Raw genomic sequence first — 269 nt, forward strand, 5'->3', positions numbered from 1 at the left:
TCGGGTCGCCGATCGACAGGCTGCGCTCCAGCAGGATCAGGAAGCCGGACACGTAGTTGCTGGCGATACGCTGCATGCCCAGGCCCAGGCCGACGCCGAGCGCGCCGCCGAACACCGACAGCACGGTCAGGTCGAGTCCGACCAGCCCCAGGCTGACCAGCACCGAGACCAGGATCAGCACCGCGCGCCCCAGCCGCGCCAGCACCACGCGCACCGAGGTGTGCATGCCCTCCAGGCGCATCAGGCGCTCTTCCAGCGCGGCGCCCGCC

Annotated in this window: 1 pseudogene; it reads right to left on the reverse strand. The window is 71.7% G+C overall.

The features are described 5' to 3' along the window. Positions 1–269 (reverse strand): annotated as a pseudogene (locus tag KVT32_RS30205) (mechanosensitive ion channel domain-containing protein); the annotation flags it as partial.

It is taken from the genome of Achromobacter sp. GbtcB20 (assembly GCF_019091095.1).
In the GTDB taxonomy this organism is placed as follows: Bacteria; Pseudomonadota; Gammaproteobacteria; order Burkholderiales; family Burkholderiaceae_B; genus Achromobacter; species Achromobacter mucicolens.